General features: G+C 41.3%; 21 protein-coding genes. All 21 read right to left on the bottom strand.

Annotation, left to right across the window (positions count from 1 at the left end; all coding sequences use genetic code 11):
• Nucleotides 1-363 precede the first annotated feature (363 nt).
• The 21 genes from BLT18_RS01370 to BLT18_RS01270 all read right to left on the bottom strand — a co-directional run bounded on the left by BLT18_RS01370 (nucleotide 364) and on the right by BLT18_RS01270 (nucleotide 23,489).
• Nucleotides 364-1,974, bottom strand: coding sequence for a DEAD/DEAH box helicase (locus BLT18_RS01370; protein WP_091270491.1), 1,611 nt, complete (start codon nucleotides 1,972-1,974; stop codon nucleotides 364-366).
• Nucleotides 1,971-3,212, bottom strand: a complete 1,242-nt coding sequence (locus BLT18_RS01365; protein WP_091270489.1) for a competence/damage-inducible protein A — start codon at nucleotides 3,210-3,212, stop codon at nucleotides 1,971-1,973. Before BLT18_RS01365 ends, BLT18_RS01370 begins: the two co-directional genes overlap by 4 nt.
• A gap of 21 nt (nucleotides 3,213-3,233) precedes the next feature.
• Entirely contained in the window at nucleotides 3,234-3,812 is a 579-nt protein-coding gene (pgsA, locus tag BLT18_RS01360; RefSeq protein ID WP_091270487.1) for a CDP-diacylglycerol--glycerol-3-phosphate 3-phosphatidyltransferase, read from the bottom strand.
• 448 nt (nucleotides 3,813-4,260) lie between these two features.
• Nucleotides 4,261-5,175: a helix-turn-helix domain-containing protein gene (locus BLT18_RS01355; RefSeq protein WP_217635725.1), complete on the bottom strand. Its 915-nt coding sequence runs from the start codon at nucleotides 5,173-5,175 to the stop codon at nucleotides 4,261-4,263.
• Between the two features lie 16 nt (nucleotides 5,176-5,191).
• Nucleotides 5,192-5,968, bottom strand: coding sequence for a DUF3388 domain-containing protein (locus BLT18_RS01350; RefSeq protein ID WP_091270483.1), 777 nt, complete (start codon nucleotides 5,966-5,968; stop codon nucleotides 5,192-5,194).
• Between the two features lie 215 nt (nucleotides 5,969-6,183).
• Nucleotides 6,184-6,441, bottom strand: coding sequence for a DUF3243 domain-containing protein (locus BLT18_RS01345; protein WP_091270482.1), 258 nt, complete (start codon nucleotides 6,439-6,441; stop codon nucleotides 6,184-6,186).
• Between the two features lie 73 nt (nucleotides 6,442-6,514).
• A complete protein-coding gene (ymfI, locus tag BLT18_RS01340; RefSeq protein ID WP_091270480.1) occupies nucleotides 6,515-7,234 on the bottom strand; it encodes an elongation factor P 5-aminopentanone reductase in 720 nt (239 codons plus the stop codon).
• A 1-nt stretch (nucleotide 7,235) separates the two neighbouring features.
• A complete protein-coding gene (gene yfmH / locus BLT18_RS01335) occupies nucleotides 7,236-8,531 on the bottom strand; it encodes an EF-P 5-aminopentanol modification-associated protein YfmH (protein ID WP_091270478.1) in 1,296 nt (431 codons plus the stop codon).
• Nucleotides 8,521-9,801: an EF-P 5-aminopentanol modification-associated protein YfmF gene (yfmF, locus tag BLT18_RS01330; RefSeq protein ID WP_091270476.1), complete on the bottom strand. Its 1,281-nt coding sequence runs from the start codon at nucleotides 9,799-9,801 to the stop codon at nucleotides 8,521-8,523. The genes yfmH and yfmF overlap by 11 nt, the downstream gene beginning before the upstream one ends.
• A gap of 43 nt (nucleotides 9,802-9,844) precedes the next feature.
• A complete protein-coding gene (locus BLT18_RS01325) occupies nucleotides 9,845-12,196 on the bottom strand; it encodes a DNA translocase FtsK (RefSeq protein WP_091270475.1) in 2,352 nt (783 codons plus the stop codon).
• A gap of 185 nt (nucleotides 12,197-12,381) precedes the next feature.
• A complete protein-coding gene (locus BLT18_RS01320) occupies nucleotides 12,382-12,597 on the bottom strand; it encodes a YlzJ-like family protein (protein ID WP_091270473.1) in 216 nt (71 codons plus the stop codon).
• On the bottom strand, nucleotides 12,594-13,370 hold the full coding sequence (locus tag BLT18_RS01315; RefSeq protein ID WP_091270472.1) for a ClpP family protease: 777 nt from the start codon (nucleotides 13,368-13,370) through the stop codon (nucleotides 12,594-12,596). Before BLT18_RS01315 ends, BLT18_RS01320 begins: the two co-directional genes overlap by 4 nt.
• 147 nt (nucleotides 13,371-13,517) lie before the next feature.
• Nucleotides 13,518-15,191 carry a ribonuclease J gene (locus BLT18_RS01310; RefSeq protein WP_091270470.1) on the bottom strand — a complete coding sequence of 558 codons (1,674 nt, stop codon included), beginning with the start codon at nucleotides 15,189-15,191 and terminating at the stop codon, nucleotides 13,518-13,520.
• 388 nt (nucleotides 15,192-15,579) lie between these two features.
• Nucleotides 15,580-16,449 (bottom strand): 4-hydroxy-tetrahydrodipicolinate synthase, encoded by an 870-nt coding sequence (gene dapA, locus BLT18_RS01305; protein ID WP_091270468.1) that lies wholly within the window; start codon nucleotides 16,447-16,449, stop codon nucleotides 15,580-15,582.
• Nucleotides 16,450-16,516: 67 nt separating this feature from the next.
• On the bottom strand, nucleotides 16,517-17,749 hold the full coding sequence (gene dapG, locus BLT18_RS01300) for an aspartate kinase (protein ID WP_091270467.1): 1,233 nt from the start codon (nucleotides 17,747-17,749) through the stop codon (nucleotides 16,517-16,519).
• 15 nt (nucleotides 17,750-17,764) lie between these two features.
• A complete protein-coding gene (gene asd, locus BLT18_RS01295; protein WP_091270465.1) occupies nucleotides 17,765-18,817 on the bottom strand; it encodes an aspartate-semialdehyde dehydrogenase in 1,053 nt (350 codons plus the stop codon).
• Between the two features lie 122 nt (nucleotides 18,818-18,939).
• Nucleotides 18,940-19,536 carry a dipicolinate synthase subunit B gene (locus tag BLT18_RS01290; RefSeq protein ID WP_091270463.1) on the bottom strand — a complete coding sequence of 199 codons (597 nt, stop codon included), beginning with the start codon at nucleotides 19,534-19,536 and terminating at the stop codon, nucleotides 18,940-18,942.
• Nucleotide 19,537: 1 nt separating this feature from the next.
• Complete coding sequence (gene dpsA, locus BLT18_RS01285; RefSeq protein ID WP_091270461.1) at nucleotides 19,538-20,434, bottom strand: dipicolinate synthase subunit DpsA; 897 nt, start codon at nucleotides 20,432-20,434, stop codon at nucleotides 19,538-19,540.
• Between the two features lie 546 nt (nucleotides 20,435-20,980).
• The gene (locus tag BLT18_RS01280; protein ID WP_091270460.1) at nucleotides 20,981-21,244 is read right to left on the bottom strand and encodes a YlmC/YmxH family sporulation protein; all 264 of its coding nucleotides are present in this window, start codon (nucleotides 21,242-21,244) and stop codon (nucleotides 20,981-20,983) included.
• Between the two features lie 14 nt (nucleotides 21,245-21,258).
• Entirely contained in the window at nucleotides 21,259-22,497 is a 1,239-nt protein-coding gene (locus BLT18_RS01275) for a M16 family metallopeptidase (protein ID WP_091270458.1), read from the bottom strand.
• A 14-nt stretch (nucleotides 22,498-22,511) separates the two neighbouring features.
• Nucleotides 22,512-23,489: a polysaccharide deacetylase family protein gene (locus tag BLT18_RS01270; protein ID WP_091270456.1), complete on the bottom strand. Its 978-nt coding sequence runs from the start codon at nucleotides 23,487-23,489 to the stop codon at nucleotides 22,512-22,514.
• Between the last annotated feature and the right edge of the window lie 3 nt (nucleotides 23,490-23,492).

The following is a 23,492-nucleotide window of genomic DNA, read 5'->3' as shown; positions in this document are numbered from 1 at the left end:
ACAACTATTTTAAACGCCTTTGTACCAAAGGACCGTTATGTGTTTCACCACCTATTTCATCATACCTGTTTTTGATTCGTTTGCCAATAGTTTTCACGAACATTCATTCGCTTTTTTATCCTTTTCCAGGATATGATGGTTTCTGCTGTGAACAGGACGTCGGCAAACGTGCAGAAGCTCCTTCAAAAACAGGTTCACACACAAATGTTGAAGTGCATAACCAGCAGGAAGAGGTCATGCTGATTCTCTCAAACTTTATAGCACCCAAAAGCAAAGCGAATGAAGCATTGCTGTCATTACCTCTTATAGAATAAAAACTGTTCAAAAGATGGCAACCCATCTTTTGAACAGTTCAGCGTTCGTTTATTTGTGAGAACGTGACTTAGCAGTGTGTGCAGGTTTTTTAGGACGAGGTTTAGCCGGCTCTAAATTCACCCGTGCTCCATTAATGCGAGAATAACGCAGCGCCTCATATACAAACGGAGCGACTTCTTCTGGAACCTCTACAAATGTGAACTTTTCAAAGATATCAATTCGCCCGACAGCCTTACCAGGAATACCAACAGCATCTGATATTTCTTCAATTAACACTTTTGGACTCATATTCACATTGCGGCCAACATTAATAAAGAAACGAATCATTCCTTTTGCTCCGCCTGTTTCTCCAAAGTTATAGCCGTCATCATTTTCCCCAATAGCAGCAGAAAAATTCATTTTCATCAAAGAGCGAATGATATTTTTTGGATCATATTCAGCTAGCAATTCATCAGCTAAGTCATCAAACAACGATAGCTCTTGCTCGTCTTCAAACTGATCAATAATAAGATTTTTCCAAGCCTCTTGCTGCTTTTCGACGACTTCTTCAATAGAAGGAACGCTTTTTGATGGAACAGTCATATTGATTTCTGCTTCAATTGAGCGGAGGTGTTTCATTTCTCTTGGTGTTACAAGCGTTAATGCTTGTCCTTTACGTCCTGCCCTTCCGGTACGGCCAATACGATGGACATAACTTTCTGGGTCTTGTGGAATATCATAGTTAATCACATGACTGACATTTTGGACGTCAATGCCCCGTGCTGCGACATCCGTTGCTACAAGCAGTTCAATTGTTCCTTCCCGGAATTTTTTCATTACAGCATCACGCTGTGACTGAGTCAAATCGCCATGCAGCCCATCCGCTAAATATCCTCGAGCCTGTAACACTTCTGCCAGCTCAGCCACTCCTTTTTTCGTCCGGCAAAAAATAATGCCAAGTTCAGGATCTTGACTGTCTAAAATACGACACAATGATTCTTGCTTATTGCGCTCAAGTACTTTATAGTACCACTGATCAATCGAAGGAGCAGTCACTTCACTTTTGCTAATGGATACAGTTACTGGCTTGACCATGTAACGCTTTGACAGCTTGCGGATAGCAGGTGGCATTGTAGCAGAAAATAACAGTGTCTGCCGGTCTATATTGATTTGTTTTAAAATCGTTTCAATATCATCAATAAAGCCCATGTCAAGCATTTCATCAGCTTCATCCAGCACTACAGTTTGTACGCGATCCAATTTCAATGTTTTACGGCGCAAATGGTCCTGTACCCGACCCGGTGTACCAATAACAATTTGAACACCCTGTTTTAATGCTTTTATCTGATGTCCAATGGATTGCCCTCCATAAATAGGCAGTGTACGAATGTTTAAGTATTTGGATAGCTTTTGCAGTTCCCCGGACACTTGGATTGCTAGTTCTCTTGTTGGTGTCAAAATCATTGCCTGGACGTTTTTATCACTTGTAATGCGGTTGATCAATGGAATGCCAAATGCGGCGGTTTTTCCTGTCCCCGTCTGCGCTTGTCCAATAACATCGTTAGACTTTAAAATTTCAGGAATAGCTTTTGCCTGTACAGGAGAAGGTTCTTCAAACCCCATCTCCCGGATTGCTTTTTTAATTTCATCTTTCACATCAAAATCATCAAAGTACGTCATTTGTTTACCACCTTTTCTTTCAATAAAAACCAGCAGCCATAATACACAGCTAATCGGCGAATGCTTTCACGGCTCCCGGCGAGATGTAGTTCATGAGCAGTCACCCCATGTTGATCGGCTATCCCAATCCAAACAGTTCCCGGTTCTTTGCCTTCTAGTGCTTCCGGACCAGCAGCACCAGTGAAACTAATTCCCACATCAGTTTGATACTGCTGCCGCGCTTTTTCTGCCATCGCTTCCGCACATTCTTTACTGACTGTCCCGTACTGATCAATAAGCTGGCTTGAGATATTTAATAATTTTATTTTTGCAGAGGAAGAATAAGCGGTCAATGACCCTTCAAACACAGCTGAAGCCCCGGGCACATCGACGATATGTTTTCCAAACCAGCCGCCGGTTAAACTTTCTGCAGCTGCTAATGTTTTCTTGTCATTTGTGAACGCTTTTACAACTTGAACCGGCAACGTATCTTTTTCTTTTCCATATAAATAATGCCCCACTTTATCTGTAATCAATGTTTCTGTCTTATCCAGCATGTGATTTGCTTCTGTTGCGGTTTGAGCTTTTGCAGTCAGCCGAATCGTCACTTCCCCTTCTGATGCCAAAGGAGCAATGGTTGGATTGGACTGGTTATAAATCAAATCTATAAGCTCTTTTTCTAAACGTGATTCGCCAATATGGAAAAAGCGTAACACTCTCGACAGAACCACAGCATCTTGGGGCATCTTCTTAGCCAGATAAGGTTGAACCTCATGTTCGTACATATATTTCAACTCACGAGGAGGACCCGGGAGCAAAATAAACATTGTTTCCTTATACACATCAGCCATACCACAGGCTAGTCCGGCTCCATTATAAAATACATGACTGCCCTCTGTACAGTGAGCCTGTTTTTTATTATTTGCTGACATGGGCCGTTTTCGTTTTGCAAAAAATTGTTTGATATTATTTAGCGTCTCCTCATGATACTGCAACGGTTTCTCCGTTAACTCAGCAATGACTTCTTTTGTTAAGTCATCTTGTGTTGGGCCAAGACCTCCAGTTACAAATACAACATCTGCTCGTTCACTAGCTTCTTCAAATGCTGTTCTCATTCTCTCCCAATTATCTCCAACAACTGTATGTCTGTACACATTAAAACCAACTCCTGCCAGTTGTTGAGATAAAAATTGACCATTTGTATTAGCAATTTGTCCTAACAATAATTCTGAACCTACAGCAATAACTTCTGCGTTCATTTTTCCACCTTCTTCACACATTTACATGGAATGCTTGAAAATATGCCTGTTTTTCCAAAAGTATTCAATGCCTGAAACAATTGTCAACAGAACTGCTATCCATATCAAAACCATCCCTAAAGACACATTCCATGCTGCTATAAATAAACCATCGATAAACAACACAGCTAATCCGAACATTTGAAACACCGTTTTCCATTTTCCTAAAGGGCTGGCTGCAATAACTTCTCCATCAGACGCTGCGACAAGCCGCATACCAGTGACAGCAAATTCTCGGCTGATAATAACGACTGCCATCCAAGCCGGCAGAACCTGCAGCTCCACAAAAACAAGCAATGCCGCTGTAACTAAAAGTTTATCAGCCAATGGATCGAGGAACTTACCAAAATTTGTTACTAGTTGGTATTTCCTTGCATAATAACCATCAAGCCAGTCTGTAGAAGCAGCGATAACAAATAGAATCAAACCAGCAATATGTGCAGCAGGAAGCTGTGTTGTATGTATTTCCATCGTCCCATTTGGAAAAGGTAGGAGCATGCAAACCATAAAAACAGGTATTAAACAAATACGGGCTATTGTTATTTTATTTGGCAAGTTCATTGCATTCCCTCGCTTCTTCTAAAATCACGCACTTCCTAGACGCTATTGTATCATATTAGCTAAAAGAACGAGGCAGAGACAATAAAAAAAGTTTCCCGTACACATGTTGGTATGCATAGATAATGTGCTTTTTGGCACTTATGAATATTTACCTTTGTTAAAGGATAATAAGATAAGAAAAACGGCGGTTTCCTCTATAAGAACCTAAAAAGTAAGCCGGGTTGTTCTTATCTATATCCCTGCTTAATGGCAGCTCAGGGGACGCCTGCTCAAACAGCAGCACCGGACAAATCTGTCAGAGGTGATGTTCCCGGTAACTTTAAAGTACTGTCCGCAGGAAGCAAACCGGAAAAGCCGTCCAATCAGAAAGAGGAAATTCTTATAACCCCAACAAATATTGTAGAGCCCAAAATAAAAACCCTGGGTCATTGCCTGCCCCAGGGATACATCATTCTTCTTTGTCAAAAATCAAGTACTGGTGAACAACTTCAGAGGGGTTCAGCGGATATTCAATCTCTTCTCCATTTACAGAAACAGTAACGACTGACGCATTGCCAATATTTAAGATGACATACTCTTCGTCACTGTAGTCTAACTGTACTGTATCACCATCTGAAACGTTTGAAAGGTCATCTAAATGCTCACCATCTCTGTTTTTTACATCTAAATAAGAGTCGCCGGTTAGTTCCAATTCAATGACAAGTTCATCTGATGTTGATGCATCAAATGTGGAGCGGCGATTCTCTGTTGATACAAATTCCGGGGTTTCGCTTTCTGTATCCGTTTCTGCTGCTTCGTTCATTTCTTCCTGTGCTTCCTCTTCTTCAGATGTTTGTTCTTCCTCAGATGGGCGGTCTGTTTCGTTTTCATCCGCACGTGTTTCTTCATCCGTATCTGCATCTTCATTAGAGTCTACTTCAATTGACGGATTTTCTTCTGGAGATGACGCCCCTCCAGTACTCCCGCTTCCTGTACCTTGTACAACGAGGTATACACCTGCAGCAATGACAATAACGAATAATATCCCCATTAAAGCAGGAAACACATTTGCTGCTTTTTGTTTCTTTTTCTTCGCCCTTGGCCTTGCCCGCTCGGTTCGAGATGGCAAATCAGTCGGCTGCTGTTTTGGTTTAGGAAGCTCTTGGCCATACGCTTCAAAAATATCATCGGGTTCTAAGTTAAGTGCTTCAGCATAACTTTTGACAAATGCTCTTGTATAAAATGCACCTGGCAGTGCGTCATAATTTCCATTTTCGATTGCAGCCAAATAACGCTTTTGTATTTTTGTCATCTCCTGCATTTTTTCTATGGAGATGTTTTGTTCTTCACGTTTTGTTTTCAAAAACTGACCAAGCTCTGACAATGTTAACACCTACCACCTAACTGATATCAAAAGAAGAAAAACCAGATTCTACCACTTCATATGTTATCTCCTCTTTTTCATCGTTTCGCAATTCTATAATACAGTCAAAATCATCCAGGGTATAAGCTGACTCTCTAACGAATATGTCCGGGTGCTCAACAACCTTTACCGCCGGAAGTCTTAATATGTCATCCACCAGCATTCTGTGCTTTTCAGACGCTCTCATCATCGAGACAATGCCATCAATAATATAAATATGCCCCTCTTCTAGTTCATCATCGGCAAGCTGGTTGCGTACCGTTTGCCTTAACAGCGTCGATGAGATGAACGACCAGCGTTTATTGGCGCAAACACTGGCAGCCACTAATGACTCCGTCTTGCCGACACGAGGCATTCCCCGTATCCCCATCAGGTAATGTCGGTCTTTTTTAAAGAGCTCTGCCATAAAGTCTACAAGAAGCCCTAATTCATCACGCACAAAACGAAACGTTTTTTTATCATCCGCATCACGTTCTATGTAACGGCCGTGCATTACTGCTAACCTGTCACGCAGCTTTGGTTCTCGAAGTTTTCTGACGGTAATGTTATCTATGGTATCTAATATGGAACGAAAACGTGTGATTTGATCATCGTTTTTACTGCGAATCAACATGCCACGGCGTCTGTCTTCTACCCCGTTAATCGTAACAATATTAATCGAAAGCATACCAAGCAAAGAGGATATGTCACCAAGAAGGCCTGGGCGATTCTGGTGAATTTCATATTCCAAATACCACTCTTTTTTCTGCTCCATCCTTCTTTCACCTCTGCTAACAAAACTTTCTTTTTTAGACATTTGTCATTTTACGCTATTTTTCCGTTTTTGAACAGTATTAACACACTATTTTCAAACAAAGATCCTTTATTTTTTATTATACGCTATTCATCTCTTCTTGGAATCATTTTTTTTAAAGAAAAGGAAAACTGCCCTCTCTTCAAAGAGAGAAGGACAGCTTTTACTTTTAATACTTATCGTGAAGAGTCTGACTGTACCATTTTCACCATCATATTAGCAATGGCATGCTGTTCGTCTTCATCGGCTACTTTCCACAGATCAGCTAGTACTCGTTCCTGCTCATTTTTTGGATCAACATTGTTGGCAAGGTATTCGCCTACCTCGTAAGCTACATCAGATACCACATTTCCTTGCATTCCATCATGCTTTGCCTGGTCCAATCTTCCATTCAAAAACTGTTTCCACTGATCCCAATTATCTAATACAGACATGTATTTCCCTCCTTAAAGGTGTCATCGCCTTTAGGATGTTCGATTACGAAGAAATTTATGAGGGAAAATTTTATTACCAGCCTCCATTAATATCCAATACATGCCCGTTAATATAGGAGGCTTGCTCACTAGTTAAAAAGGCAACAGCATCGGCTGCTTCTGCCGCTTTTCCGAGCCTTCCGCTAGGTATTTCTTCTAACAGCATTTGTTTTTCCTCATCGGTAAAAGCGTGTAACATCGGCGTATCCATGGCACCGGGAGCAACACCATTGACACGAATGCCGGATGGAGCTGTCTCTTTAGCCAGAGCTCGGACAAACGTGTTTACCCCGCCTTTTAAAGCGGAATATACCACTTCCATTGCTGCTCCCCGCTCTCCCCAAATAGACGATATCACAACAATATTCCCATGCTTTTTTGAAACCATTGCAGGCAGTAATTTTTGGCTGAGGAGCATCGCATTTAACAAATGCAGATGAGCCATTTCATACAGCTTTTCTTCCTGGATGTCTTGAAACAACCGATACTGTTGCACACCGCAGTTATAAATCAGTGTATCTACCGGAGAATGCAGCTGTTCATACAACTCTTGTGCTCCGCCTTTTTTGGAAAGGTCAGCGCGTACAACAAAAACGGGGACATCATAGCAAGCGCATTTTTCTTGAAGCCGGAGAACATCATCTTCTGAACGATGGTAATGCAGAAACAGCGGCCTGCCCTCTTTTGCCAGCTTAAGAGCAATGGCGCTTCCTATTGCGCCGCTGGCTCCTGTAATGACAGTAAATGCTGTCATATTATCCCGCCTGTTTTTTAGTGATCTGGGACACAGCGCGTGTATCTTGTTGAAAATGGGTCTTTAACAGCTCATTTACTTCTTCTGCCGTTATGTTTTCAAGCACTGGTATTGCTTCAAATAGATGGATATCGTGAAAAGCAAAGCTGGTATATTGATTGGCGACAAACTCAAGGGAGTTGAGTTGTTTGAAAAAGTTGCCGATTTTCTTCTTTCTCACTCGGTCCAGCTGTTCCTTAGAAATACCATCTTCCACCGCTTTTTCAATGGTGTCAATAATTCGCTTTTCAAGCTGGTCCGGGTCTGTGGTGTCACCACCGACAGCTAAAAATGAGAAAGACCTCTCTGCTGTAAACTCGGTAGAAAACGAATCATCGATCAAGCCTTCTTCATAAAAACTTTCATACGCTTCAGAGCCCGGCCCAAACAAAACATCTAACAACAGCTGCATCGAAAATTCATATTGAAGCAAATCTGACCCTGTTTTTGTGCTGGCGTCCACTTTATATCCAACCATACACTTTGGTGTATTAACACTCATTTCTTGTACAGATTTTTTCTGTTTCACTTCGTTTGGCTCATCATCTAATAACCTTTCAATTTTTTCGGGTTCTTTAAAAGATTTTTGACTCTGATTATTTTCCACTAAGTTAAACACCTTTTCGCTGTCAACATCGCCAGCAATAAATAACACCATGTTCGACGGGTGATAGAAGGTGTGGTAGCATTCGTAAAGATCCTCTTTTGTAATATCATAAATTGAGGAAGCACTTCCGGCAATATCAATCTGTACAGGGTGGTTGTGGTACAAATTGCCAAGCAGATTAAAAAACAGCTGCCAATCCGCATTATCTTCATACATCGTAATTTCTTGTTCAATTATTCCTTTTTCTTTTTCCACACTTTCATCTGTAAAGTATGGATGTTGAACAAAATCCAGCAACGTTTCTAAATTTTTATATGTCTCCTGTGTACTTGAAAACAAATAGGCTGTTTTCGTAAAGCTTGTAAACGCATTAGCGGAAGCACCTTGCTCCCCAAACGTTTGAAAAACATCGCCTTCTTCATCTTCAAACATCTTATGTTCCAGAAAATGCGCAATACCATCGGGAACTTTTACTGCTTCTTGCTTTCCTAACGGCACGAAATGATTGTCAATAGACCCGTAATTCGTTGAAAACACTGCAAATGTTTTATGAAACCCTGGTTTTGGGAGAACAAATACTGTTAGTCCATTGTCAAGTTTTTCACTGTAAATGGTTTCTTCAAGCTGGTCAAATGTTTTTTTATTGGCCATGATTTACCTCCTTGCCTCGTAAAAAGTAGCTCGTATCCAACTCTACCGTTTGTGCAGCTTTTATAACGTCATCTTTACTCACTTTATCAATCGCCTTAAGCCAATCAGAAAGCGATCGATCACTTCCGGCAATCACGTGCTGATAAGATAATTCAACAAGCCCCCTTGCTGAATCTGCTGTTTCTAATAATTGATTTTTCACCATCCCTTTTGTCTGTTCCACCGCTTCTTCACTAAATTGACCTTCTTTCATATCTTCCAGCTGTTTTTTAATAATATCTACTGCTTTTTCGTACTTTACTGCCTCAATGCCTGCAAATACAAACATTAACCCTTTCAGACTCTCATACCTAGAAGCAGCATAATAAGCCATACTTTCTTTTTCGCGAACATTCATAAACAGTTTGGAATGTGGGAAGCCGCCAAATAAGCCATTCATTACTTGCATAGCTGGAAAACGTTCATCATTAAACATGACCTCTGTTCGATACCCTAAATGCAGCTTTCCTTGCTGAATATCATCTGTTTCTGTAACTTCGTTTACTTTATCTTTTTTGCTGTATCCCTCTTCTAAAGCACTGCTGGCATTTCTAGAGGTAACAGAAAAAATTTGAGCCGCTTCTTCCGCTTGTTTTACATCAATATCTCCAACAATATATAAACGTATGTCATCTTCTTGCAAGAGACGTTCATATTCTTGCTTTAAATCGTCACTCGTAATGGTATCAAGTGTTTCTTGATCTCCAAATGGATGAACAGCATACGCTTCGCCTTTGCACATTTCTTCGACTAAGCGTTTATTTGCATAGCGAATTTTATCGTCATAAATCGATGCCATTTTTTGTTTTAACGTGCGCTTTTCTTCCCGCACAATTTTTTCAGAGAATTGGTTGTCACCTTCGAAATAAGGGTTTTCTAGGACTTCTTTTAAAAATTGAATACTTTTTGTAAACAACGATGAATCATCTTTCAAAAACTTTTCGTTTGCTGTTTCAAATTTCAGCGAGATAATATGGTTTTCACCTTTTCTAGCCACATCTGCCGAAAACGAAGCACCATATAAATCATCTAAATATAATCTAATTTCTTTGCGCGATGGAAACTGCTCGGTTGCACTTTTTAACACGCTCGCTAACAGCGCTCTGTGTGTTGCTGTTTCCTTGCTCAGGTTCGCTTTTATTTGTAAAACAAATGTAGTCGTTTTGTACTTGTTCGTGTTCATAACATGAACGTCTAATCCATTTGTATTAACTACCTGCTCTTCTACCATGTTGAATAAGAACCTCCTTCAGTTGTTGGGGGTATTATTGCAGCTATCTCGTAGCTTCTTCATTATGGTCGCTGTAGGAGTGAATCAAAACTTCACGCGGTTTACTCCCTTCATACGGCCCGACAATACCCCGCATCTCCATTTCATCAATCAATCTTGCCGCTCTTGTATATCCTATTCTAAAACGGCGCTGCAGCATTGACACCGAAGCAGTCTGCATTTGTGTAACTAAATCCACTGCATCTTCATATAATTCATCGCTTACTTCATCTTGGACTTTTGGCTTGTCTTCTGGAATCATTTCTTCTTGATAGTTCGCCTGTTGTTGTGCAACAACGGCATCAACCACCATTTCTACTTCTTCATCGGAAACAAAAGCACCTTGCACCCGGGTTGATTTATTGGAACCTACTGGCTGAAACAGCATATCCCCTTTTCCTAATAACTTTTCCGCTCCACTAGCGTCTAAAATCGTACGAGAGTCGGTTTGGCTCGATACACCAAAAGCAATTCTGGATGGGATATTTGCTTTGATAACGCCTGTAATAACATCAACTGACGGACGTTGTGTAGCAATAATCATATGAATGCCTGCTGCTCGTGCCATTTGTGCTAAACGCGTGATAGCATCTTCCACATCACTTGATGCAACCATCATTAAGTCAGCCAATTCATCAACCAATACGATAATATAAGGAAGCTCTGGCTGCCTTTCTTCTTCTTTTTCATTTTGCTTGCGTATGAGTTCGTTATACCCTTCAATGTTTCTAGTACCAGTATGAGAAAATAAGTCGTAACGTCTTTCCATTTCAGCAACCACTTTTTTCAATGCTTGTGCTGCTTTTTTCGGTTCGGTAACCACAGGGGTTAACAAATGTGGAATACCGTTATAAACGTTAAGCTCCACCATTTTTGGATCAATCATCATTAACTTGACCTCGTGTGGTTTAGCTTTCATCAAAATGCTGGTGATAATGCCATTTATACATACACTTTTTCCGCTTCCTGTAGCACCGGCAACTAATAAATGCGGCATCTTATGAAGGGATGCAAGTACCGGCTCACCAGAAATATCGCGTCCAAGTGCTACGGACAAGACGTGGTCTTCTTTTTGATAACCTGCTTCCAGTACTTCCCGTAATGTCACCATCGCTACTTCCTGATTTGGCACTTCAATACCAACGGCGGCTTTTCCAGGAATAGGAGCTTCAATGCGGATATCTTTGGCCGCTAGCGCAAGTGCTAAGTCGTCAGCTAAATTAACAATTTTGCTGACTTTCACCCCGGTGTCGGGCTGCACTTCATACTTTGTTACTGCTGGTCCTAAATGCACTTCGTTCACACGTGCTTTCACACCGAAACTGTGCAGTGTCTCTTCTAATGTGCGCGCATTGGAGGAAATCAAGCTGCGTTCATGCTTTTGTGTGTTATGTTTTGGAGCACCGAGCAAATGAAGAGCCGGTAATTCATAGTCTTTGTTTTCTTCTTCATGAGATAAAAGCGGGGTTTTCACCTCGTCTTCCTCTGTTTTCTCTTGCCCTTCAAAAGACGGCGGCCTTTCTTGCGTAATCTTTTCTCCCTGTTCTTCCTGATGATCTTCCACATCCGAGCGCTGATACGCTTGTTCGGCAAAATTATAAATAACAGGTTCTTGTACTGGTTCTGCTTCGGCCGTCTCAGGCTGCACTGACTTCTCTTTTTGTGCAGGCTTCCTTTCTTTAGACTGTTGTCTTGCTTTTTTTTGTTGTTGAATAGACTCTCGCTGCTCTGCTGCTTTTTCTTTGAGAGATAAAGCTGCTTGTTTTAATTTTGGTCCGCTTTTTTTAGAAATATACTGCAAGATATCTTGCATCGATAAACCTGTGACGAGTAAAAAAGATAATAAGAATAGCAAAACAGCAACAATTCGGGTACCACCGGTATCAAACAAAAATTGGGATGTAACAAATAAAACTGCCCCAAGCATTCCTCCACCGATATCTTCCACGCGTCCATTAGCAAAAGGATCTAAAAAAAATAATTCCCATGTTGTAACAAGTGCAGAACTTTCTACGTAGTCTCCCTGCCTTCCCAAGTTCTCAAACATTTGTACATGACTGAGTAACAACAGAGTACAAACAGCTAAATATATACCGCCTAAGCGCTTCTCATACAAGGTTGGTATTTTTCTTTTGATAATCAGTGTTGCAGAAAAAACCAGCAGTCCAATATTCAATACCGCTGCCCATTCTCCTGCAAGAAAGCGAAACAAAGACATTGTCACTTCACCAGCGCGCCCTAAATGAAACAGCGCCAGTATGCCAAATGTAAACAAAAAAAGACCCGTCAACTCATGTTTCATTTGTGACTTCCAGCTTTTCGACGACCTTTTCTTGCGTTTTTTCTTTTTGCCCATCTGATCACCTCCATCTCCCGCTCTTTATCGCTGTGGTTCATGTATGTATACAAAGTGTTGGTAACAGATGGTGACCACAACGAAGCGGGCTGCCTCGACGTTTCACGTATTCGGAGACAGCCCTTACAGTCTGACTATTCTATTCTCATTATAACACAATTTTCCTGCCTTTCCTTGAAAAAACTTTATTGTCCGCCCGTCCATGTTGTACCTGGCTGATATTGAGGAAGCATGTAATCATTTGGGTTAGAGCTGTTTAAAGCGACCACTCTCCATGTAAAATCATCTGCTTTTTCAATCATTACTGTTCCATTTTCAATCGGCACCTGCTTTTTATTGTTCCAATCCTTTTCATCTGGAGGGAAAATGGACTCCATGCCAAGCGGTGTATAAATAATCATTGCAGCATCTCCCCGCCATTGTCTTCTTTTGCTTCATCAATGAGTGTATTTAATTTCTTTAATGCTTTTCCAATCCCGCCCACTTCATCAATCAGGCCGTATTCGACAGCGTCTCCGCCAATAACATTTGTACCAATATCTCTTGTTAAATTACCTTTTGCAAACATGAGTTCTTTAAATTTCTCTTCCTCAATGTTGGAATGACGCGTCACGAAGCTAATGACACGGTCTTGCATTTTATCGAGATATTCAAATGTCTGCGGCACACCAATAACCAGCCCTGTTAAACGAATCGGGTGAATTGTCATTGTCGCTGTCTCTGCAATGTAAGAGTGATCTGCTGCAACAGCAATTGGAACACCAATGGAGTGGCCTCCACCTAATACAATTGTCACGGTAGGTTTGCTCATACTTGCTACCATTTCAGACATAGCAAGGCCCGCTTCCACATCTCCTCCCACCGTATTTAAAATGAGCAGCAGCCCTTCTATTTTTGGATTTTGTTCTGCCGCTACCAATTGCGGAATGATATGTTCATACTTCGTGGTTTTATTTTGCGGAGGCAGCTGCATGTGTCCTTCAATCTGCCCAACAACCGTGATACAGTGAATATTCGAATTTTCCATTTGTGCAACGTTGGTTTGTCCGAGCTCTTGTATTTTGTTAACAAGACTCGAGCTTTTATCATCTTTATTTGGTTGTTGCGGGGGTTGATTTGGAGACGTTTGCGGATTTGGCTGCTGTGGCGTTGATGGGTTTTCGTTATTCGGCATGTTGTCATACCTCCCTATATGAGTATACCAGTAGTATGACAACCACACCCTATCTTCATGCACAAAAACCCCTGCCTTCACGAACAAACATAAAAAAACGGCTTGCATTCCAGAAAAGCCGAATACATGCCGTTTTTCAGATGTCGATTAAACTTCCATAATAATAGGCAAAATCATCGGACGCCGCCTTGTTTTTTCGTATAAATAACGACTCAACACGTCGCGGATACTGCTTTTTAAGGAAGACCATTCATTGACATTTTCACTCATACACTTTTCTAACGTTGCCGACACTTTATTGTTCGCTTCTTCTAGCAGTTCTTCTGACTCTCTCACATAAACAAATCCTCTTGAGATAATATCAGGACCCGAGCGGATACCTCCGTTTTTCTTATCAAGTGTAACAACAACAACGAGAATACCATCTTCTGACAATAACCTGCGGTCACGCAGCACAATATTACCGACATCGCCTACACCCAGGCCATCAATCAACACATTTCCCGAAGGAACTTTTCCTGCTTGTTTCGCTTTTCCATTAGTGAATTCTACTCTTTCTCCTTTATCAATGAGAAAGATATTATTCGGATCAACACCTGCTTTTTCACCCAACTCTCCATGAGCGTGCTGCATTCTGTATTCACCATGTACAGGAATAAAATACTGTGGTTTTAAAATATTGAGCATCAGCATCAATTCTTCTTGACAACCATGACCAGAAGCATGTACATGCTTATCGCCATACACCACTTCTGCACCGATTTGATATAAAAAGTCAATGATACGTGACACAGACTTTTCATTTCCAGGTATTGGGTTAGCCGCAATAATAACAGTGTCTCCGCTTTCGATGGTTACTTGCCGATGAGCCCCTTTTGCCATCCGTGTCAAGGCAGACATCGGCTCTCCTTGACTTCCTGTACACAAAATTGTCACTTTATCATTATCCAAGTCATTTACTTTATCGGTATCAACAAACAATTCATCCGGATATTCTAAATAACCAATACCGCGTGCAATATCAATTACTTTTTTCATGGAGTGACCGACAACAGCAATTTTCCGATTTTGTTTTCTGGCAGCGTCAATGACTTGCTGGATACGGTGTACATTCGACGCAAACGTTGTAACAACAATTCGTCCGGTTGCCTCTTGAAACACTTCTTTTATTCCTTCCCCCGTCGAAGTCTCCGAAGGGCTTGTACCAGGACGTTCTGCATTGGTGCTGTCTGATAACAAACAAAGAACGCCTTTTTTTCCAACATTCGTTAATGTGTTCATATCTGTAAACTTGCCATCAACTGGTGTTTGATCAAATTTAAAGTCTCCCGTGTGCACAATAATTCCTTGCGGCGTATGCACACAGATGCCCACCGCATCCGGGATACTATGATTAACACGAAAGAAACTTAATGGGATTTGACCAACCTTAATGCGACTGCGTTCATGAATAAGACGAAGGTCAGATTTTTTTCGAAGACCCTTTTCTTTTAAATGATCTTCCACTAAGCCCAATGTCAATTTTGTGCCATATACCGGAACATTTACTTTCCGCAGAATATAAGGAAGTGCACCGATATGGTCTTCATGTCCATGCGTTAAAACGATGGCGCGAAAACGATCTTTATTTTGAACAATATATGATATATCTGGTATCACAACGTCGACACCAAGCATATCGTCTTCAGGGAACATCAGTCCCGCATCAATCATAAATATATCTTCATCTGTTTCTACAACGTACATGTTTTTGCCAACTTCACCGACACCGCCCAGTGCAAAAACACGTATGCTCTCTAATGACTGCTTTGACAACTTCATTTCCTCCTAGTATTGCATTCTCTTCTATCTTGCTTTGTGACGTTTGTACGCAAACTTTTACCTCTATTTATTTGTATCCGGACAAATCACTTGATAGTAGTATAACTTACTTGTATTAAAGAATACAAGTGTATTCCTCTGTTTACAAATATAAGAAAAACATATTTATCCACCAGCCAGATGGTGCGTTTTCTTCCATACCTGCACGTATTTTTATTTGTCCAGCGCCCGTATAATCACAATCTCAACTAGCCATTAACGCCGAAATCCTGTATATCATAAAGACAATAATCATGCCGTCAAGTTTCAAATGACAGAAGGTAATTATTTTGCTGATACTTCCAGCCTTTCGCAAAATGAAACATTCTAAAGCGAAAAAAGCCTGGCTTTATGCCAGGCTGAACCATTGTTCTAACTGCTTTCTTTCAGTTTCGTTTAACGGCAGGATTGGCGGTCTCGTATAATTTGACAATATTCCTGCTTGTGCAAGTACTGCTTTTACGGGCGCTGGGCTCGGTGCAATAAAACAGGCCTTCATTTTGGGCAGCAGCTTTCGATGCTTATTAGAAGCAGCTGCCACATTGCCGCTTGTAAATTCTTTGATGATTGCTGCCATTTCTTTTCCAACCATATGAGCCGCCACAGATACTACTCCGTGTCCTCCTACGGACATAATAGGAAGCGTCATCGAATCATCACCACTGTACACATAAAAGTCTTCAGGACTTTCTTCTATGATGTAAGAAATTTGTTCTAAGTCACCGCTTGCTTCTTTCACAGACGTAACCGTAGGCAGCTTGCTTAATTGAATTAACGTATCTGCCTGCAGGTTTACAATGCAACGTCCAGGAATGTTGTAAATCATGACGGGAAGAGACGAAGCATTAGCAATGGTTTGAAAATGATGATACATCCCCTCTTGATTCGGCTTATTATAATACGGGGTGACTGCCATTACACCATCAATCCCCGTTTTAGCAGCTTTTTCGGTTAATTCTTTTGAATAAGATGTATCATTTGTGCCAACCCCCGCAATAACACTCGTACGGCTGCCGGCTATTTCTTTCACACGCTTAAAAAGGAACAATTTTTCTTCTGCTTTTAACGTAGGGGATTCCCCTGTCGTTCCCGCAACGACAAGACCTTCCGTGCCAGTGGCGATTAAATGTTCAACCAAGGGCTCTAATGCGTCTTCATCCAGTCCCCCATATTGATCAAAAGGCGTTACCATAGCGGTGAGCAATCGACCGAAATTCAATCATATTCCGCCCCTTTCTTTCTTATCCGCCAACTCATGTTGCAGCGGCAGAATTAACACCGCATTCTTAACCTTCATCTGTGGCAGAGTTATTCGGTTTTTCCAATTGAAACATAGCATGAAGAGCAAGAACTGCTTTTTCCATGTCCTCCTCTTTTACCAATACCCAAATGGTTGTATGCGAATCCGCAGATTGGAAAATTTGAATATTTTCTTTTGCCAGCGCAGCAACAATTTTCGATGCTACACCAGGAACACCCGTCATCCCGGCGCCTACGGCAGAAACTTTCGCGCAGCTCGATAAACATTCCGGTTCGTATCCTTTTTCTCTTAACACATGCATTGCCTGCTCTGCCCGTTCATCTGGAACCGTATACACCACCGCAGCTGGCTGGATATTAATAAAATCAACCGATATATTTGCTTTTGCCATTTCTTGAAACACGTCGGTTTGAAGCGATAAATAATCATTTCCCCGCACCGTAATCTGTGAAATTCCAGACATATGTGCAATTCCTGTAACTGGACGATCTTGTACGTCATACTGTTCATTCGCCCCAACTGTAATCAGAGTACCCGGTGCACTGGAAACTGTTGATCGTATTCTAATCGGTATTTTAGCCTGCATGGCAATTTCAACTGCCCGCGGGTGAATCACTTTTGCTCCTTGATAGGCCATGTTACAAATTTCCTGGTATGTCACTGAATCAATAATCGTCGCTTCTTCTACAATTCTTGGGTCTGCTGTCATAATACCTTCTACATCGGTGAAAATATCAACCCGCTCTGCTTGCAGGGAAGCCGCCAACGCAGTTGCTGACGTATCGCTGCCGCCGCGGCCAAGTGTCGTCCACTCTCCATTTTCAGACACCCCTTGAAAGCCGGCAACAACGACAACATCGACATGAGACAGCGTATCTTCTAGATGGCGGGATGTTATATCTATGATACGAGCTTCTCCGAATTCTTCGTTTGTGAGAAAACCCGCCTGTGCACCTGTCATCGACGTAGCGCTGATTCCTTCTGATAACAACAGTTCCGTAAACACCACTGACGAAATCACTTCTCCACAAGAGATGAGCATATCCTTCTCTCTTGTGCCTACATGAGATGATTGTTTATTAACAAGACTGAGCAAGGTGTCCGTTGCATACGGATCACCTTCTCTTCCCATTGCCGACACGACAACAACAACTTTATATCCTTGTGCTACTGCATTTTTGACATGTCTTGCTGCTCTTTTTCGCATGTCTTCATTCTGTACAGAGGTTCCGCCGAATTTCTGAACGAGCTTTTTCATAGGCAACCCTTCTTTTTACCCTTTTAACAGATTTAATTTCACAAGACTTTCAGCAATTTGCACGGAGTTGTATGCTGCTCCCTTTAGCAGATTATCTGATACAACCCAGAAGTGATAAGCGTTGTCACGGTCAAGGTCCCGACGAATTCTTCCAACAAATACGTCTGAAAGGCCAACGCTGTCAACAGCCATCGGATATTCTTGTTCAGACGGGTTATCTTGAAGCGTAATACCTGCACCGCTTTGTAATAAGTCTTTTAATTCGCTTACTTCTGGTGAGCCGTCCTCTGTTTCTACATAAACAGATTCAGAGTGACCCGTTTCTACTGGAAGACGCACACAAGTTGCTGCTACTTCTAAATCGTTTTGGTGCATAATCTTCTTCGTTTCATTAATCATTTTCATTTCTTCAAACGTGTAGCCATTATCTTGGAACTTATCAATTTGGGGTATCGCATTAAAAGCAATTTGATAGTGCTTTTTGTCTCCTCCAACTGGAAGAATTTCAGGGTTGATGTCTTTTCCTTCGAGCACATCTTTTGATTGTTCTTTCATTTCATCCACTGCCGCAAGACCAGCGCCGGAAACCGCTTGATAAGTCGAAACAATTACTTTCTTCAGACCATACTTTTCTCTGATTGGTTCCAGTGCCACAACCATTTGAATCGTTGAACAGTTAGGGTTGGCAATAATACCATTATGCTCTTTCAAATCCGCTTCATTTACCTCTGGGACAACGAGCGGAACATTTTCGTCCATACGGTAAGCACTTGTATTATCAACAACTATTGCTCCTTTTTTCACTGCTTCTGGAGCAAGTGCTTTTGATACCGATCCTCCTGCAGAAAACAACGCCAGGTCCACCCCTTCAAACGCTTCTGGTGTTGCTTCCTCTACTGTATATTCATTTCCTTTAAAGGACACTTTTTTTCCTGCTGAGCGCTTAGAAGAAAGTGGTTTTAAATCTTTGATAGGAAAATTTCTTTCCTCCAGCGTCTTTAGCATTTGTTCACCTACAGCACCAGTTGCTCCAACAACTGCTACATTGTAACCTGTTTCATTAGCCATGAATGATGACTCCTTCCGTTTCGTAAAAATTTCTTCCAAATAAACTTGATGGAAGCTTCGTGTATAACTGTATCTATTTTAACATAAAAGATGATAGAATAATTCGCAATAGCGGTAATCGTTTAATCTTTGAATTTTTCAATAATGACTGGCTGATATTGGCGACCAGAAAGAGCTTCTTCCAATGTTAATGAGATATCTTCCATTCTGGCTACTAGAGACGTAGGTTTTTTAACTGGATTATCTTGACCAAATGGAACAAAATAAATATTTTTTGCATTCATTAACTTCAAAATATTCGATCCATTTAATCCTAACGCATCATTTGTTGAAATAGCCAAAACAATGGGACGGCCGTTTCGAAGCGTTGCTTTTGCCCCCATGAGTACAGGAGAGTCAGTAATTGCATTTGCAAATCGGCTGATGGAGTTACCTGTCATAGGAGCAATCACCATAGCATCAAGCGGTGTTTTGGGACCGAACGGTTCTGCTTTGACGATGGAGTCAACGACCTCTGCTTTTCCCGAAGCCTCTTGAATCTTTTTCAACCATTTTTCTGCGGCGCCAAATTTCGTATCCGTTTTTAACACAGTCGGTGTAATGAAAGGATAAACATCGGCGCCTTTATCCCTTAATTCTTTCATATACGGAATTGCTTCTTCTAATGTACAATGTGAACCAGTTACACCAAAACCTATTTTCTTATTTTGAAAAGGCATGTTAAGCCTCCTTTTCTACTTGGTTTGTACCAAGCAACTGACTAATTACTTTTGCTAAAATTTGTCCTGCTGTCTTCGGGGCCACTGCTCCAGGAAGACCAGGTGCTAGGATTGCTTTGATACCCCTTTGTTTGGCAAATGAAAAATCAGTGCCACCAGGCGGAGAAGCGATATCAATAATGACGGAACGAACCGGAAAATGTACAAGAATGTCTTCTGTCAATACGCTAGCTGGCACGGTATTAATGCAAAGATCTGCAGACTGCACTTCATTTTGCAAGTTTTTCCATTCGAACGTTTCTAACCCCATTGCCTCTGCACGTGCTTTTTCGGCTGGATGTATCGTTCCTACTTTTGCATATGCACCTAACACAGAAAAGGTTCTTGCAATTGTTTGCCCAGTGCGGCCAAATCCTAAAATTATTGTATTTGACTTATGAATGGTAATATCTGTCTCCTGCATAGCCATTAGCAGCGTCCCCTCTGCTGATGGAATGGAATTATAAATGGCCACATCATCTCTTTCTAACAACTTTATTGTTTTTCGCTTCACTTTTTGCAACAGGTCTTCTAGTTCTTGTGTAGAAATTCCACTGATGATAACACAGCTCTCTGGCGTTTGTTTCAGCCATTTTTCATTTAATATGACATCTTTAGATGAAAAACAGGCTTCTACTTTTTGATTTGCTTTCAATCCGCTGACAGGCAGAATAACAGCATGTAATTGATCCCATGGTATCTCTTGGTCACTTTTTGCTTTTGTAATGCCTGCAGTGTTTCTCATCCACTGGTCAAACCCAAACAAGTATATCTCATCACCTTGTGCCCATAGATATTCAGCCATCTCAATCTGCCTGGCATCTCCTCCAATGAATGCCAATTTATTTGGTTTTCCCATGTTCTCTTCCTCTCCTTCGCACTGCATATCCGCCTTTAATACCTTATGAGAAATTCGCGTAATAGTGAAATATAATTGCCCAGCTAGACAAGAGAAATTTATGCAGAAGAATCTTATTGTCCTGAAACAAAACAGGGAAACACTAGTTAGAAAACCTCTTTTTCCTTGAGTCCAAAAGGCCGAAGCCGCTGTTTCACTTGTACTTCCATTCTTTAACAGTATTAGAAGTTCCTAATGTATAAAGACCAAGCGGCACACGTGTCGTTCTCCCTGCACTTATGGAAAGTGCCGGCAAGTTATTCATATGTCGAGGATGAGTGTACGGCACACTTTCTGTCGGCTCTATCCTCGTTAATAATGACGCGGTGAGATACTCGCAGGCGAAGCAACAGCTGGAGATTTACCGGGGTGATGTTCTCCATCGCCCACCACAAATGATCTGGAAGAACCATCTAATCAGAAATAAGAAAATGATGATTATCGACACACACTTTATAGAACTTAAAAAAACAGCTGCCTCGCTGGACCGCTGTTTTTTTTGTTTCTTTATTCAAATGTTTTCGGTTCTTTTAGGTAGCCGCTGTCAATAATGACGAAATCTTCACCAATCCGTTGGATGTTATCCCATGGAATTACCCATTCTTTTCGGCGTTTCCGAAATGGTGATGCCGATGCAGGCAGCAAAAGAGAGAGGACTTTTCCTGAGTCCTCATCAATGATAATGTCAGCTGTGCCTGGCATACCAAGTTTTTCACCGGTTTTTGCATCCAGCACTTCTTTTTTTGAGATGTCATTCAATCGCATGCTCATGACCCCTTCCTGTATTAATTGACAGAGCCAGGCAGCTTGCCGTCTTTACTAATTAATGACAGCGCAAAATCACCTTGAAAGACTTGATTGGCTGTTGTTTTAATATCGTTTAAATCAACTGCTTGCACACGCTCAATTAACTCGTCTAGCGAACGGTGTCTCCCTAATAACAATTCATTTTTTCCGTTTCTGCTCATGCGGCTGCTAGTGCTTTCTAAACTGAGCATTAAGTTCCCTTTTAATTGTTCTTTGCCATTGGCTAATTCTTTTTCTGTTAAACCATTCTCCTGCAAATCCGTCACACAGTGCATAATGCTCTCATACAACTCATCGAGCTGATGATATCCTGTACCACCGTAAATCGTCAGCATACCATTATCTTGAAAAGCCGAATGGTAAGAGAAAACGGAGTAAGCGAGCCCTTTATTTTCACGTATATCTTGAAAAAGCCGGCTGCTCATGCTGCCACCCAGCACATTGTTTAATAAAATCAACGCATATATGTTGTCATCTCCTGTTTGAAGACCGGGAAATCCTAAGCACAGATGTGCTTGTTCTGTATCTTTTTTCTTTGTCTTTTTCCCTGTCTGAAACGTTGGGGCTGTGACTGGCTGTGCATGGTGCTGATTTGCAAACGACCCAAACTTTTTCTCTATCTGGCGGAGCAGTGCATCATGAATATTGCCTGCCAAGGAGATAACCACGTTTTCGGCTGTATAAAAACGCGATTTATAAGATTGCAGCTGTTCTTTGGTAAATTGAGAAACCGTGTGCTCTGTCCCTAAAATAGGTTTTCCCAGCGGGTGGTCGCCATAACTTGCTTCACTTAAAATGTCGTGCACAATATCATCTGGTGTATCATCAACCATCTTAATTTCTTCAAAAATAACATTTCGTTCTTTTTCTAATTCATCACTGTCAAATGTCGCATGAAAAAACATGTCAGCCAAAATATCCAGTGCTCGCTGCGCATGCTCATCAAGTACTTTTGCGTAAAAGCATGTGTATTCTTTGGATGTCAACGCATTGACCTGGCCGCCAATCTTATCAAAACTTTCTGCAATATCAGCGGCCGACTGCGAATTTGTCCCCTTAAAAAACATATGTTCCAAAAAATGAGAAATACCATTTTCCTGCTGCTGTTCGTATCTTGAACCGGCTTTCACCCATATGCCCATTGTCACAGAACGTACAGAAGATATATGTTCGGTTACGACACGAAGACCATTATTTAATGTAAGCGTTTCTACCATGAATGGGGCCTCCTTTAGTTGGTTGATGAGGATGTTGTTTGCATTCGTGTTTCGTCCAATAAATGAGTAACAGTATCAATTTGCAAATTTTTTTCTTTGATGATTCGAATCATCTCCTTTAATCCACCTGCTGTAGATGCTGTTGGGTGCATTAAAATCATCGAACCATTCTCCACTTTCGAGGCAGTTTTTACTGCCATGTCCATTGGTTCTGGATTTTTCCAATCAATCGTATCCACCGTCCATAAGATGGTATACATTCCCATATCATGCGCAATATCAACCGTTTCTTGATTAAAACTTCCAGATGGGGGAGCAAATAAGCGCGGTTCCACTGATAAAACAGCTGCTAACGCTTCATTCGTTTTTTGAAGCTCTTCTTTGATGCGTGCCCGTGATGAAGTGCTTAAATCAGGGTGCGAGTAAGCATGACTGCCAATTTCATGTCCTTCTTCTTTGATCATTTTCGCTAACTTCGGGTTCTTCTGGACCCAGCGCCCTTCTAGAAAAAACGTAGCTTTCACCTTTTCTTCTCTCAAGGTTTTTAATATGGATGGCAAATAATCTTCTCCCCACGACACATTGATTAAAAAGGAAACCATTGGTTTTTGGGCATTACCTTTATACACAGGCGTTGGTGGCAAATCTTCCAAGTGAACCTCTGGGGATACTTCTTCGAATACTAATTTTCGTTCATCAAAGGAACCGTCTCGTTTCATTTTTTCATACGACGCTTTGGTATCCACCATTTTACCGTTATAACCCGGAACAGCTTTCCACACCTTATCAACCACTGCATCAACAGGCGGCTCATTCAATGAGTCTGCTGCTTTTTCAACTTGTTCAAACAGCGAGGACGGGCTGCTCGCTGCTGGTGCTGCAGACTCATCTTTATCATGTATGTACGGAACGACATCCAATGAAAGCTCTTTTTGCACAAACAATAAAAGTACAACGATAAAAAGAATGGTTGCCATCCAGTGCTTTTTCATACG

The organism is Alteribacillus persepolensis, from assembly GCF_900099605.1.
GTDB lineage: Bacteria > Bacillota > Bacilli > Bacillales > Marinococcaceae > Alteribacillus > Alteribacillus persepolensis.
Note: the sequence above shows the minus strand (reverse complement) of the source record. Positions and strands in the feature narration are given on the sequence as shown.

Excerpts from the sequence above, each read along its gene's own strand:
- BLT18_RS01370 (WP_091270491.1), bottom strand. The coding sequence starts at position 1,974 with ATGACGTACTTTGATGATTTTGATGTGAAAGATGAAATTAAAAAAGCA.
- BLT18_RS01365 (WP_091270489.1), bottom strand. The coding sequence starts at position 3,212 with ATGAACGCAGAAGTTATTGCTGTAGGTTCAGAATTATTGTTAGGACAA.
- pgsA (WP_091270487.1), bottom strand. The coding sequence starts at position 3,812 with ATGAACTTGCCAAATAAAATAACAATAGCCCGTATTTGTTTAATACCT.
- BLT18_RS01350 (WP_091270483.1), bottom strand. The coding sequence starts at position 5,968 with ATGGAGCAGAAAAAAGAGTGGTATTTGGAATATGAAATTCACCAGAAT.
- BLT18_RS01345 (WP_091270482.1), bottom strand. The coding sequence starts at position 6,441 with ATGTCTGTATTAGATAATTGGGATCAGTGGAAACAGTTTTTGAATGGA.
- ymfI (WP_091270480.1), bottom strand. The coding sequence starts at position 7,234 with ATGACAGCATTTACTGTCATTACAGGAGCCAGCGGCGCAATAGGAAGC.
- yfmH (WP_091270478.1), bottom strand. The coding sequence starts at position 8,531 with ATGGCCAATAAAAAAACATTTGACCAGCTTGAAGAAACCATTTACAGT.
- yfmF (WP_091270476.1), bottom strand. The coding sequence starts at position 9,801 with ATGGTAGAAGAGCAGGTAGTTAATACAAATGGATTAGACGTTCATGTT.
- BLT18_RS01325 (WP_091270475.1), bottom strand. The coding sequence starts at position 12,196 with ATGGGCAAAAAGAAAAAACGCAAGAAAAGGTCGTCGAAAAGCTGGAAG.
- BLT18_RS01320 (WP_091270473.1), bottom strand. The coding sequence starts at position 12,597 with ATGATTATTTATACACCGCTTGGCATGGAGTCCATTTTCCCTCCAGAT.
- BLT18_RS01315 (WP_091270472.1), bottom strand. The coding sequence starts at position 13,370 with ATGCCGAATAACGAAAACCCATCAACGCCACAGCAGCCAAATCCGCAA.
- BLT18_RS01310 (WP_091270470.1), bottom strand. The coding sequence starts at position 15,191 with ATGAAGTTGTCAAAGCAGTCATTAGAGAGCATACGTGTTTTTGCACTG.
- dapG (WP_091270467.1), bottom strand. The coding sequence starts at position 17,749 with ATGAAAAAGCTCGTTCAGAAATTCGGCGGAACCTCTGTACAGAATGAA.
- asd (WP_091270465.1), bottom strand. The coding sequence starts at position 18,817 with ATGGCTAATGAAACAGGTTACAATGTAGCAGTTGTTGGAGCAACTGGT.
- BLT18_RS01290 (WP_091270463.1), bottom strand. The coding sequence starts at position 19,536 with ATGCCTTTTCAAAATAAGAAAATAGGTTTTGGTGTAACTGGTTCACAT.
- dpsA (WP_091270461.1), bottom strand. The coding sequence starts at position 20,434 with ATGGGAAAACCAAATAAATTGGCATTCATTGGAGGAGATGCCAGGCAG.
- BLT18_RS01280 (WP_091270460.1), bottom strand. The coding sequence starts at position 21,244 with ATGAGCATGCGATTGAATGACATCTCAAAAAAAGAAGTGCTGGATGCA.
- BLT18_RS01275 (WP_091270458.1), bottom strand. The coding sequence starts at position 22,497 with ATGGTAGAAACGCTTACATTAAATAATGGTCTTCGTGTCGTAACCGAA.
- BLT18_RS01270 (WP_091270456.1), bottom strand. The coding sequence starts at position 23,489 with ATGAAAAAGCACTGGATGGCAACCATTCTTTTTATCGTTGTACTTTTA.